The sequence below is a fragment of the Ruegeria sp. SATB045 genome, assembly GCF_059613525.1.
Genome location: NZ_JBXWSR010000037.1, coordinates 147,187 through 159,355 on the forward strand (window position 1 = coordinate 147,187; position 12,169 = coordinate 159,355).

11 protein-coding genes are annotated in these 12,169 nt (G+C 59.1%); 1 reads left to right on the top strand and 10 read right to left on the bottom strand.

The genetic code is table 11. The annotated features are described in order from the left end of the window. Positions 1-3: 3 nt before the first annotated feature. Entirely contained in the window at positions 4-1,236 is a 1,233-nt protein-coding gene (locus AC2FNR_RS20345; RefSeq protein WP_496851092.1) for an HlyD family secretion protein, read from the top strand. 40 nt (positions 1,237-1,276) lie between these two features. Here the strand turns inward: AC2FNR_RS20345 and AC2FNR_RS20350 are convergent, their stop codons facing one another. From AC2FNR_RS20350 to xdhA, 10 genes are all read right to left on the bottom strand, one after another. Beyond that, a complete protein-coding gene (locus AC2FNR_RS20350; RefSeq protein WP_496851094.1) occupies positions 1,277-1,645 on the bottom strand; it encodes a ribbon-helix-helix domain-containing protein in 369 nt (122 codons plus the stop codon). Between the two features lie 16 nt (positions 1,646-1,661). Further along, positions 1,662-1,976: a muconolactone Delta-isomerase family protein gene (locus tag AC2FNR_RS20355; protein WP_496851096.1), complete on the bottom strand. Its 315-nt coding sequence runs from the start codon at positions 1,974-1,976 to the stop codon at positions 1,662-1,664. A gap of 27 nt (positions 1,977-2,003) precedes the next feature. Then, positions 2,004-2,399: a VOC family protein gene (locus AC2FNR_RS20360; RefSeq protein WP_170352263.1), complete on the bottom strand. Its 396-nt coding sequence runs from the start codon at positions 2,397-2,399 to the stop codon at positions 2,004-2,006. 203 nt (positions 2,400-2,602) lie between these two features. Then, entirely contained in the window at positions 2,603-3,676 is a 1,074-nt protein-coding gene (locus tag AC2FNR_RS20365) for a BMP family ABC transporter substrate-binding protein (protein WP_170352264.1), read from the bottom strand. Between the two features lie 34 nt (positions 3,677-3,710). After that, positions 3,711-4,631 carry an ABC transporter permease gene (locus tag AC2FNR_RS20370; RefSeq protein ID WP_496851098.1) on the bottom strand — a complete coding sequence of 307 codons (921 nt, stop codon included), beginning with the start codon at positions 4,629-4,631 and terminating at the stop codon, positions 3,711-3,713. Further along, positions 4,631-5,713 (bottom strand): ABC transporter permease, encoded by a 1,083-nt coding sequence (locus AC2FNR_RS20375; protein WP_496851100.1) that lies wholly within the window; start codon positions 5,711-5,713, stop codon positions 4,631-4,633. Before AC2FNR_RS20375 ends, AC2FNR_RS20370 begins: the two co-directional genes overlap by 1 nt. A gap of 38 nt (positions 5,714-5,751) precedes the next feature. After that, the gene (locus AC2FNR_RS20380) at positions 5,752-7,269 is read right to left on the bottom strand and encodes an ABC transporter ATP-binding protein (protein ID WP_496851102.1); all 1,518 of its coding nucleotides are present in this window, start codon (positions 7,267-7,269) and stop codon (positions 5,752-5,754) included. Beyond that, entirely contained in the window at positions 7,266-8,201 is a 936-nt protein-coding gene (xdhC, locus tag AC2FNR_RS20385) for a xanthine dehydrogenase accessory protein XdhC (RefSeq protein WP_496851104.1), read from the bottom strand. Before xdhC ends, AC2FNR_RS20380 begins: the two co-directional genes overlap by 4 nt. Continuing rightward, positions 8,201-10,603: a xanthine dehydrogenase molybdopterin binding subunit gene (gene xdhB / locus AC2FNR_RS20390; RefSeq protein WP_496851106.1), complete on the bottom strand. Its 2,403-nt coding sequence runs from the start codon at positions 10,601-10,603 to the stop codon at positions 8,201-8,203. The genes xdhC and xdhB overlap by 1 nt, the downstream gene beginning before the upstream one ends. Further along, positions 10,600-11,958, bottom strand: coding sequence for a xanthine dehydrogenase small subunit (xdhA, locus tag AC2FNR_RS20395; RefSeq protein WP_496851108.1), 1,359 nt, complete (start codon positions 11,956-11,958; stop codon positions 10,600-10,602). Before xdhA ends, xdhB begins: the two co-directional genes overlap by 4 nt. Positions 11,959-12,169 lie beyond the last annotated feature (211 nt).

Consider the following 12,169-nt stretch of genomic DNA (forward strand, 5'->3'; position numbering starts at 1 on the left):
GATATGCTTGAAACGCTGATGTGTGCACTGGTCACGGTGCTACCGGATTATTTGTTCCGTCGCTTTGTCCAAGGCAAACGGATCGGGCACGAGATTACCCTGTTCACCATGTGGTATGAGTTGCGCTGGGGTCTGACCACCTGCGCCATTCTGGCGCTCACCGTGATCACTACGCTGTTCTATTTTCACCCTGCCAGCAAGACAGCAGCGTCTTACTTTCGTACGGTGACAATCCTGCCGCAATTGGGTGGACGCGTCGCCGAGGTTTATGTGACCAACAACCAGCTGGTTGTTGCTGGACAGCCCATTTTCCGAATGGAAGATTTTACCCAAACGGCAATGGTCGAGGCTGCCAATGCGCAGATCGCGCAGGTTCAGGCCTCTTTGAAAGTGGCCGAGACCGATCTGGCCGAAGCGACTGCCGGAATTGCGGGTGCCAAGGCCTCGCTGGATCAGGCGATTGAGGACCTTGAGCGTAACACGACTCTGCGCGACGAAGGGTCCAGTGCCGTGCGTCTGGCCGAAATTGACCGGCTGGAAAACATCGTGGCTGAACGCGAAGCCAAACTTTTGGCTGCAGAGGCGAAACGAGCCGCTGTTGTTCAACAGATCGAAGAGCTGATCCCGGCACAGCTTGCCAGTGCAAACGCGCAACTGGACGCGGCCCTGACCGAGCTGGACAAGACCGTTGTTGCCGCAGGTGTAACAGGTCGGATCGAGCAATTCGGCCTACAGGTCGGCGATTTCGTAAGCCCCTTGTTGCGACCTGCGGGCATTCTGGTGCCGTCGCATTCGGGGCATGATCGGTTTCAGGCCGCGTTCAACCAGATGTCTGCACAAGTCATCAAGCCCGGCATGATTGGCGAGTTGGGTTGTATGACCAAGCCCTTTACCGTCATCCCAATGGTCGTTGTGCAGGTTCAGGATGTGATCCCATCGGGGCAACTGCGCCCGTCCGACGAATTGCGTGACGTGCAGGCCAACACCTACCCCGGCTCGATCCTTGTTTACATGGAACCGCTTTACAAAGGCATGGCTGACGACATCCCTCCGGGCAGCAACTGTTTGGCGAATGTCTACACCAGCAATCACGAGAGGCTGGAGCATGAAGATCTGGGCTTCTGGCATGCAGCGTTCTTGCACGTGGTCGATACGATCGGTGTGGTGCACGCAGCGGGTCTGCGCTTGCGGTTGATCCTGATGCCTGTGAACACGCTGGTTCTGAGCGGGCATTAACGACAAAATGGCTGCATGGTTACAGAGACGCCCCAAAGCATCATAGTTTTGGGGCGTTCTCGGCGCGGGCCTTTTGTTCAAGTGAAAGAATATCTTGGGCTGGAAGCAAAGACAGGTTGACGTGTGCTTCAATCGGGATCAGGCCGCGTAGTTGCAAATCAAGATACCGCAAACAACAGACCCGCAAGAATGACGTAAAATTACCTACATCATGCCCTGCATCCAGGCTTTCATTGTATAGCCTGTGCAACAGTTGGGGCACGGTAAGCTCATCCCTCTCGCTGACGGTTTCAGGCGTACGCCAGAAGAGCTCCTCTAGGCGCACGCTGGTGACCATACCTTCCATTCGGAATGAACGGGTGTGAGAAGCCCAAAGCGCCGGATCGGCATCGATAAACAACTGGCACATTGGGTTCCCCTTCGCTTCAGCGTCCCAGCCGCTCTTTGACGTCGGCCGCGAAGTCTTCGTATCGACGCAATGACTTCACCTCGACCTTAACCTGATGACCCATTTTCTGCATGATGGGCAGATCGAACAGAATCCTGTCCAAAGTATCTGGATCCTCGACATCGACGATCGCCGTCACTTTGCGTTCACCGACAACCTTCCACAAGTCTTTGACGACGCCCGCCGACTTCGCGCCCAAGGCGGCTTCGGCCTCTTCTGCCCAGACTCCCAGCAGACCTTGCTGGGCCATCGTAGCATCGTATTCAACGTTGAAATTCAGTTGATAAAGCATGTTTTCCTCCGAGTTTTTTTGACGCGTTTAGATAAAGCGACCACCTTTTTCGATCACTTCGATTTGATAACCGTCGGGGTCCGACACAAAGAAAAACCGCGCTACGCGCGTTCCTCCGGGACGGAAATCCACGATGTCTTTGGGATGGGCTCCTAGATCACGGATGTGACCATGCATGGCGTCCAGGTCATCGACGACAAAGGCGATGTGACCGTATCCATTACCCAGATCATAAGGTTCACTACGATCTTTGTTTATGGTCAGTTCTAGCTCGAAATCGGAACCTTCCGAAATCATGTAGATCAGGGTAAAGCTTTCAAAGTCGAGCCGATCCTTAACCTTCAAATCAAAAGCTGTCTTATAAAACGTCACGGCCCGGTCTTCATCGATAACCCGGATCATGCTGTGTGCAAGTTTTGCCATCTGCGCACCTCCTGCGGCTTTGTACCGGGCAGAGAACGCGAAGTGGTATTATAGGACTAATACAACCCTGAATTTTTGCTGAAGAAGGCGTGCAACTCGGTTGATGGTTGCCGCCCTCAAGGCTAAGGTACACGTCAAAAGCAGACCAAGAAAAAAGGCCCGCAAATTCTGCGGGCCTTACAAGTATTCGCTGAGATACTGGTTTACTGCGGAATTTCGCCTTCCAGCCCTTCAACGTAGAAGTTCATGCCAGCCAGGGTACCGTCATCGGCTGTTTCGCCGTCCGCCAGCCAGTCGCTGCCGTCCTGTTTTTTGATCGGGCCGGTGAAGGGGTGGTATTCACCTGCAGCCATTGCGGCTTTCAAAGCCAGCGCCTCTTCCTTGACATCAGCAGGTACCGCGTCGGAAATCTCGCCGATAGCGACCATGCCTTCGCGGATACCGTCCCAGGTGTTCGCGCTTTCCCATGTGCCGTCCATCACAGCCTTGGTCCGTGCGATGTAGTAAGGTGCCCAGTCATCAATGATTGACGAGACGCGCGGGAAGGGGGCGTATTCGCTCATGTCAGATGCCTGGCCGAAGGTGACCACGTTGCCCGCTTCTTGTGCGGCGGCCTGCGGTGCGGTCGAGTCAGTGTGCTGCAGGATCACGTCCGCGCCCTGTTCGATCAGAACGGTGGCCGCGTCAGCCTCTTTTGCCGGGTCAAACCAGGTGTAGGCCCAGATGATCTTGAACTCGACATCCGGGTTTACGGCTTTGGCGTGCAGATAGGCCGAGTTGATGCCCCGGATCACTTCAGGGATCGGGTAGGATCCAATATAACCGATGATGTTCGACTTAGTCATCTTACCCGCTATGTGACCCTGAACCGCGCGGCCTTCGTAGAAACGCGCCGAATAGACCGAGACGTTTTCGGCGGTTTTATAGCCGGTCGCGTGCTCGAACTTCACGTTCGGGAATTTCTTGGCAACGTTGATGGTCGGGTCCATGTAACCAAACGAGGTGGTAAAGATCAGGTCTGCGCCTTCCAGCGCCATCTGCGTCATTACGCGCTCGGCGTCGGGGCCTTCTGGGACGGACTCGACAAACACGGTTTCAACCTTGTCGCCAAACTCTTCTTCAACGGCCAGACGACCTTTGTTGTGTTCGTATGTCCAGCCGCCATCGCCGACTGGGCCAACGTAAACGAAGCCGACCTTTGTCTTTTCGTCGGCCATCGCGCCCGAAGCCAGCCCGAGCGCCATGGCGGCGCTTGCCAAAAGTGTAGTGAATTTCATGTGGTACTCCCCAAGTTGGTTCAGTTGGCCCCGTCTAGTGCGAGGCATGGAAGGTCCGGCCCAGTGAGGCAGGTGCGCTGCTCTTGTCGGCCGAAAGGATCACAAGCACAAGGATCGTGATGATGTAGGGCGACATTGCCAGATACTCGACCGGAATAGCAACGCCCGCCGCCTGCAAATTGAGCTGCAAAACGGTGATACCGCCGAACAAATAGGCACCCAGCAACGCACGCCACGGCTTCCAACTGGCGAACACCACCAGTGCAAGGGCGATCCAGCCAACCCCGGCAGTCATGCCCTCGGTCCATTGGGGCACACGGATCAGGCTGATGTAGGCTCCGCCCAGGCCCGCACAAGCTCCGCCGAACAGGATCGCCATGACGCGGATCTTGATGACTTTGTAGCCAAGCGCGTGCGCGGCATCGTGGTTTTCCCCGACCGCGCGCAGGATCAGACCGACACGAGTGTAATTTAGCGTAGCCCAAACCGCTGCAGTCAAAGCGATGCCGACATAAAGGATAGGGTCGTGCTGGAACAGGATAGGACCGATCACCGGAATATCGCTGATCACCGGGATATGGATATCTCCCATGCTCGGGGGTTTGACGCCTACATAGCTTTGCCCCATCAGAGCGCTAAAGCCGAGTCCGAACAGGGTCAGGGCAAGACCGCTGGCGACCTGGTTGGCCAAGGCCACCTGTGTCAGCACCACAAACAATAAAGACAGAACCGCGCCGCCAATGGCTGCCGCGATAAAGCCCAGCCAAGGTGACCCGGTCTCGACCGAGATCGCAAAGCCACTGATCGCGCCGACGATCATCATGCCCTCGACGCCAAGGTTCAAAACACCTGCTTTTTCAACAACCAGCTCTCCGATCGCGGCCAGCAGCAGGGGGGTTGCGGCCACCATCAAAGAGGCGACCAGAAGGACGGGGTTAATTTCACCAAGGTCCATTACGCCACCTCGCTACGTGCCGCACGGATGCGGTAGTTTGTCAGAAGATCGAAAGCCAGCAGGAAGAACAGAAGCATCCCCTGGAACACTTGAATTGCAGCGGCGGGCAGGCCCAGTTGGGATTGCGCGATTTCACCGCCGATATAGGTCAGCGCCATCAAGCCGCCGGCCAGCAGGATACCCACCGGGTGCAGCCGGCCCAGAAAGGCCACAATGATCGCAGTGAAACCGTAGCCTACGTTAAAGTCGATGCTGACCACGCCCGAAGGGCCTGAGACTTCGAACATCCCCGCCAGACCGGCCAGAGCGCCGGACAGGCCCAGACAAAACAGGATCAGACGGGCCGGGTTCACACCGGCAAACTTCGCAGCGCGCGGAGCTTCACCGGTCAAACGGATGTGAAAGCCCAGCATGTGCCGGTTCAGAAGGACATAGGAAAAGATCACTGCGATGAGGGCTGTCACGACGCCCCAGTGCATCCCAGATCCCGCGATCAACTCGGCATTATGCGCACTGTCATAGGATTGCAGATTACGCGACCCGGGAAAGCCAAACCCCTCGGGGTTTTTCAACAAGCCAAGCGACACCGAGGCCAGCATCTGCTCGGCGACGTAGACCAGCATCAGCGAGACAAGGATTTCGTTGGTGCCAAAGCGAACCTTCAGAAAGGCCGGGATCATCGCCCAGAGCCAGCCACCGAATGCCCCCGCGATTACCATGATCGGAAAAATGTAAAACGCGTCCAGAGGGTAAAAGGCCAGACCCGCACCGGCCCCAAATATGGCGCCCATGATATACTGCCCCTCGGCCCCGATATTCCATATGCCGGCACGGAAACCTAGCGACAGACCAATGGCGATCAGCACCAAAGGCGCCCCTTTCACCAGCATCTGCGGGCGGTAATAGAATGCAAACTCACCGAACAGGGGTTCCCAGAAAATGGTGCCGATGGCCTCGACCGGGTTCTTCCCCAGAATAGCGAACAGCAGCCCGCCGAATACCATTGTCGCCAACACCGCGACCAAAGGGGTGGCATAAGACCACGCCTTGGACGGCTGTGGCCGTTTCTCCAACACAATCATCCGCTCATACCCCCGTTTTCGTCTTTTTCTGTAATAGCTTAGACATGGGCGACCTCCATGCCATGCGCGCCGCCCATCATTAGGCCAATCTCATCCACGGTAAGGCCCGTAGTTGGTCGAGGCGCGCTGAGGCGACCTTCGTTGAGGGCGGCGAAACTGTCGGAAATCTCCATCAGCTCATCCAAATCCTGACTGATACAGACAACCGCCGTGCCCTTGGCCGCTAAATCCAGAATGGCCTGCCGGATCGACGCCGCAGCTGCCGCGTCCACGCCCCAAGTCGGTTGATTCACCACTAGCACATCCGGGTTTTGTAGCACTTCGCGCCCAATCACGAATTTCTGCAGATTGCCGCCGGACAACGAGCGCGCGGCGTTTTCCGGGCCTGGCGTGCGCACGTCGAAGGCGCTGATGATCTTTTCAGCGAAACTTTTAGTCTCGGCCCATTTCAGGAAGCCATTGTTTTCTAGACCTTCCCGAACCGATCCAGTCAGTAAGGCATTTTCCGTAAGGCTCATGTCCGGTGCTGCCGCATGACCCAGACGTTCCTCGGGCGCGGTTAGAACGCCCAGTTTGCGACGCGTAGTAGGCCCCAGCAAGCCGATGGGCTGACCGTTGAACTTAATCGCATCAGCTGCGGTGGTGATTTCGCCCGACAGAACGCCCAGTAATTCATCTTGCCCGTTGCCTGCGACACCGCCGATGCCAAGAACCTCGCCCTTGCGGACTGTCATGTGAACGTTGCGCAGCGCAGTGCCGAACTCGGACGGCGAAGGCACAGATAGCCCGCTGACATCCAGCGCGACTTCGCCGAAGTCACGCCCCGACCGTTCGGGCGTTTGCAGGGTTGAACCGACCATCATCTCGGCCATGTCCCGCGCTGATGTCTCGGCCGGAACGCATTCGCCCACATTCTTTCCCAGACGCAGAATTGTGGCGTGGTCACACAACGTGCGGATTTCTTCCAGCTTGTGCGAGATATAAAGGATCGAGGTGCCTTCGGCCCGCAATTTGTTCAGCGTTTCAAATAGGATTTCGACCTCTTGCGGGGTCAAAACGCTGGTGGGTTCATCCATGATCAGCAGCTTGGGGTCCTGCAGCAGACAGCGGATGATCTCGACCCGCTGGCGTTCACCTGCCGACAGGTCGCCGACGGTGCGATACGGGTCCAGCGGTAAGCCATAGGTTTCGGATACTTCGCGGATACGCGTGGCCAGATCGCTCATCTTGGGCGGGTTTTCCATCCCCAGCGCGATGTTTTCGGCCACGTTCAACGCGTCAAACAGAGAAAAATGCTGAAACACCATCGCAATCCCGTCGGCCCGCGCCGCGCGGGGTTCCGCCGGAGCAAAAGGCTGGCCGCGCAGCAGCATGGTGCCGCTGTCGGGGTTCACCAGCCCATAGATCATCTTGACCAGCGTGGACTTGCCCGCGCCGTTTTCGCCCAACAGGGCGTGTACTTCGCCTTCGCCGATATCAAAGGACACCTGATCATTGGCCACGACGCCGGGATAAGCCTTGGTCAGCCCTTGCAGACTTAAAAGTGGAGTGGTCACGCGCTCTGGTCCTTCTTCAGTTCGTTCTGCCAAGCCGGGCGCAGTAGTTGCGCGGCGACGCCAATGGCGATCATCTGCGGGTGTTTGCCCAGACCAGGATCGCCAATCGGGCAGGTGATCTGCCTGATCCGTTCGGGGGAATGGCCAAGGGCTGTCAGCCGCGACCGGAATCGCGCCCATTTCGTAGCTGAGCCGATGAGGCCAGCAAAGCCAAAACCATGCGTCAAAAGGCGATTACACAGTTCCAGGTCCAGATTATGTGAATAAGTAAGCACAAGATGCTCGGCATCGGGTGGGGCGTGCCGGACCAGAGCGGTGGGTTTGGGCGCTGGAATCGTAGTGACACTGGCCGGTATCTGCGTGGGAAAGCGTTCGGGGCCGGTATCGACCCATGTGATCGCAAGATCGGGCAGGGGCGACAGCACATCAACCAGCGCCCGCCCGACATGGCCCGCGCCCCAAATCCATAGCTGCCGGGTCGGTTTGTGAACGGGTTCGACCATCCAGCCGTCGATCAATTGCGGCTCGGGCGCGACGCCCTGAGCGCGGGCTGCGGCCAGCAGGCGCTTGACCGAAAGTGGCATATCGCCGCCTGACGGGGCACGTGCGATGACTGTCTCATCCAGCGCGTCCAATGCGTGCTGGTCGTAAACCTCGCTCAAAAGCGAGACCGCCCCCCCGCAACATTGGCCCATATCGGGGCCAAGCGCATGGTGGGTCAGTCGCATTGGGACGGACTGCGCCCGTGCGGCGAGCGCCGCCTGATGCTCCAGCGTACCGCCACCGATCGTGCCGGACTGACCGTCCGCCCAAACCAGCATGGCGGTGCCGACCTCGCGCGGGGACGAGCCTTTGATGGCAGCGATGACCACGCGGGTCACGCGCCCGTGAATCTTGACCGCCTCCTGCAGAGCTTCAAGGTCAAATCCCATCAGGTGCCGCCTTTCATCCGCTGGACACCGCGCCAGAGTTCCTCTGCCGTGGCGGGCGCGTTCAGGGCTGGGTAGCCATCCCCTCTGGCCGCCACTGCGTTCGACAGGGCCAACCACGCAGAAATACCTAGCATGAAGGGCGGCTCACCAACCGCTTTGGACCGATAGATCGTGTCCTCGCGGTTCTCGCCGCCCCATAGCGAAACGTTGAAGATATCGGGCCGGTCGGAACAGGCGGGAATTTTATAGGTCGACGGCGCATGGGTGCGCAGGTTGCCCTTGCCGTCCCAGACCAGTTCCTCGGTCGTCAGCCATCCTGCGCCTTGCACATAACCGCCTTCGACCTGCCCGATATCCAGCGCGGGGTTCAGCGAGGCCCCCGCATCATGCAGGATATCGGTGCGAAGAATGCGGTTTTCGCCGGTCAGCGTGTCCACCACGACCTCGGTGACAGACGCGCCGTAGGCAAAGTAAAAGAAAGGTCGCCCTCTGCCTGCGATCCGGTCCCATTCGATCTTGGGCGTTTTGTAGAAGCCGGTCGCCGACAGGCTGATGCGGCCCTGATAGGCCAGAGCGGCGGCTTCGGCGAAGGTATAGCGTTCCTCGCCAACTAAGACATGCCCATCCGTGAAGGTCACAGTCGCGGGATCGGCCTGGTGCCGTTCGGCCAGATAGTCCGTCATCCGGTCGCGGATCGTGTCACAGGCGGCTTTCACAGCCATCCCGTTCAGATCGCTGCCCGAGGACGCTGCCGTGGCCGAGGTATTCGGCACTTTGGCCGTGTCGGTGGCGGTGATCTTGACCATCTCCAGCGGAATGCCGAACCGCGATGCGGCCACTTGCGCGACCTTTTGGAACAGGCCCTGTCCCATCTCGGTCCCGCCATGGTTCAGGTGGACCGAGCCATCCTGATACACATGCACCAGTGCGCCCGCCTGATTGAGGTGGGTCAGCGTAAAGGAAATCCCGAATTTGACCGGCGAGAAGGCGATACCCTTCTTTATCACGCCGTTCTTCGCGTTCCACTCGGCGATGGCGGCCTTGCGAGCGGCATAGTCGCTGGATTTCAGAAGCGCTTCGGTCATGCCGTGCAGTTCGAAATCGCTGACCTCCATACCGTAAGGCGTGGTGTTGCCGCCTGCGGGTAGGGGACGAACGGGGGCATTCCCGGTTTCCACAGCACCTCGGCTGGTCAGGTCTTCGTGCGGGTCGGGATGACCCAGTGGTTTCGCGTGCAGCGGCTGATCGGCCACTTTATGCGCAGGCTCATAGTAGTTGCGGCGACGCAGCTCGACCGGGTCCAGCCCAAGCGCGTGCGCGGCGTGATCCATGACACGTTCGATCCCGACCATGCCCTGCGGCCCGCCGAACCCGCGATAGGCGGTCGCAGATTGGGTGTTGGTCTTCAGACGATGGCTTTCAATCCGGGCATTCGGCAGCAGATAGGCGTTGTCCGAGTGCAGCATCGCGCGGTCGGCGACGGGCAGGGACAGGTCCTGTGCCCAGCCGCAGATGACGTAGTGATGGAACGAGACGCCTTGAACATGGCCGTTCTCATCAAACCCAGCTTTGTAGGCAATGCGGAAGGCGTGACGCTTGCCGGTGATGATCATGTCATCATCGCGGTCATATCGCATCTTGCAGGCCTTGCCGGTGGCGCGGGCGGCGATGGCGCAAGCTACCGCCAGAGCGTTGCCCTGACTTTCCTTGCCGCCGAATCCTCCGCCCATCCGACGGGTTTCGACCCGCACGGCGTGCATGGGAACGCCCAAAGCATCAGCTACCTTGTGCTGAATCTCGGTCGGGTGCTGGGTCGAACTGTGGACCAGCATGTCCGCGCCTTCATTCGGCACGGCCAGAGCGGCTTGGCCCTCCAGATAGAAATGCTCCTGCCCGCCAAGTTCGAAACTGCCTTCAATCACATGGCGCGCGTTGGCAATGGCTGCGTCCGCGTCGCCCTTGGCATAGATGCGGGGGCCGTCCTCGAACCGGCTGTCGGCGGCCAGCGCCTCTTCGATTGTCAGGATCGGTGTGTCTTCGGTATAGTCAATCTTGCCCAGCCGTGCAGCCTTGCGGGCGGCCAGATGGCTGGTCGCCACCACCAGAAACACCGGCTGGCCGATATAATGGACCGTTCCGTCCGACAGCAGCGGCCCATCATGGATCGAGGGCGAGACATCATTGGCAAAGGGCAGGTCATCCGCCGTCATCACCTGCACCACACCCTCGGCGGCTTTCACCGCCGACAGGTCCATCGCGATGATTGTGCCCTTGGCAATCGGGCTGAGGCCAAAGGCCAGATGCAGCGTGCCTTTGGGCGTTGGGATATCATCCACGTATCGCGCAACGCCTGCGACATGCAGCGGGGCTGCGTCATGGGGGAGGGGTTTGGTCACGCTCATGCCGTCACCTTCAGTACGTCGGTCACTTCGCCCTGATCTTCGAGGAAATACCGCTCCAGCATCGCCTTGGCGGTTTCCAGACGATAGGTGGCCGAGGCGCGCATATCCGTGAGTGGTTGGTAATCGTCAGCAAAGGCGGGCAGCGCGGCCTGAATGGTCGCAGCGGTCCAGGGTTTGCCGATCAATGCGGCCTCGACATGGGTGGCCCGCTTCGGAATGCCCGCCATGCCGCCAAACGCAATGCGCGCCTGGCTAACGGTGCCGTCCGTGACGGTGATGTTGAAGCAGCCGCAGACGGCTGAGATATCCTGATCGAACCGCTTGCTGAGCTTGTAGCATTTCAGGCGATCTGGCTGGCGGAGGAAGCTGACCGCCTCGACAAATTCTCCGGGCGCGCGGTCCTGTTTGCCGTAGTCGATGAAAAAATCTTCGAGCGGGATCGACCGGCGCGTGTCGCCCTTGCGCAGGTGCAGAGTTGCACCAAGGGCGATCAGGGCGGGCGGGTTGTCTCCGATGGGGGAGCCGTTGGCGATATTGCCGCCCAAGGTGGCGGCGTGGCGAACCTGCACGCTGGCATAGCGGCGGATCATTTCGGCGTAGGAGGGGTGGAGATCGGACAGCGCCGCGCCCATCCGGTTCATGTCGACCATGGTCCCGAGGCGGATTTCACCCTCGGTAATAGTGATGTTCTTGAGGTCGTCGCAGCGGTTCAGGAAAATCACCGGATCCAATTCGCGCAGCTGTTTGGTGACCCAGAGGCCCACATCGGTCGCTCCGGCAATCAAGGTGGCCTCCGGGTGGTCTGCGTAGATAGCAGCCAGTTCGTCCGATGACGTGGGCAGCATTGGTTGGGCAGCGGCATCCACGGGCGCGTCCTTGACCCAGACTGGTACAGGCTTTGCCTCGATAGCCGTGGCGGCGCGGATGATCGGGGCATAGCCCGTGCAGCGGCACAGGTTCCCGGCCAGTTGTGTGTCATGGTCGGTCGCGCCATTCGCGTGGCTGGCGACCATCGACATGACGAAGCCCGGTGTGCAGAAACCGCATTGCGATCCGTGCAGATCGACCATCGCCTGCTGCACAGGGTGCGCCTCGCCATTGGGGCCGCTTGCGCCTTCGACGGTGCGCACGGCCTTACCGTGCAACTGGGGCAGGAACAGGATGCAAGCGTTCAAAGCCTTAGCACCGCCCTCATCTGTCACCATCACGGTGCAAGCGCCGCAGTCGCCCTCGTTGCAGCCTTCCTTGGTGCCGGTCAGGCCGCGATCCTCGCGCAGCCAGTCCAGCAGGGTGGCGGTCGGATCGACATCCGACAGCTCCACTGTCTCTCCGTTCAGAAGAAACGTGATGTTCATGCGTGAAACCCGTCGCCTTACCCGGTTGCGCCCCTGCGGCCCTCCTTCGATGCGACGTAGAAAGAGTGGCGGGCGAATAGCTTGCCGTCAGATGTTAGAAATAGCTCACCCGATCTGGCAAGAAAAACTGCCTGTGGGATGTACCATTACACCGGACGGCGATGAATTTGAAATTGGTGTCTACCGCGCAGAGCTTTGAAATTAAAGTGTT

What these genes read in the sequence shown, in the direction of transcription:
- AC2FNR_RS20345 (WP_496851092.1), top strand. Translation starts at nt 4, where the DNA reads ATGCTTGAAACGCTGATGTGTGCACTGGTCACGGTGCTACCGGATTAT.
- AC2FNR_RS20350 (WP_496851094.1), bottom strand. Translation starts at nt 1,645, where the DNA reads ATGTGCCAGTTGTTTATCGATGCCGATCCGGCGCTTTGGGCTTCTCAC.
- AC2FNR_RS20355 (WP_496851096.1), bottom strand. Translation starts at nt 1,976, where the DNA reads ATGCTTTATCAACTGAATTTCAACGTTGAATACGATGCTACGATGGCC.
- AC2FNR_RS20360 (WP_170352263.1), bottom strand. Translation starts at nt 2,399, where the DNA reads ATGGCAAAACTTGCACACAGCATGATCCGGGTTATCGATGAAGACCGG.
- AC2FNR_RS20365 (WP_170352264.1), bottom strand. Translation starts at nt 3,676, where the DNA reads ATGAAATTCACTACACTTTTGGCAAGCGCCGCCATGGCGCTCGGGCTG.
- AC2FNR_RS20370 (WP_496851098.1), bottom strand. Translation starts at nt 4,631, where the DNA reads ATGGACCTTGGTGAAATTAACCCCGTCCTTCTGGTCGCCTCTTTGATG.
- AC2FNR_RS20375 (WP_496851100.1), bottom strand. Translation starts at nt 5,713, where the DNA reads ATGATTGTGTTGGAGAAACGGCCACAGCCGTCCAAGGCGTGGTCTTAT.
- xdhC (WP_496851104.1), bottom strand. Translation starts at nt 8,201, where the DNA reads ATGGGATTTGACCTTGAAGCTCTGCAGGAGGCGGTCAAGATTCACGGG.
- xdhB (WP_496851106.1), bottom strand. Translation starts at nt 10,603, where the DNA reads ATGAGCGTGACCAAACCCCTCCCCCATGACGCAGCCCCGCTGCATGTC.
- xdhA (WP_496851108.1), bottom strand. Translation starts at nt 11,958, where the DNA reads ATGAACATCACGTTTCTTCTGAACGGAGAGACAGTGGAGCTGTCGGAT.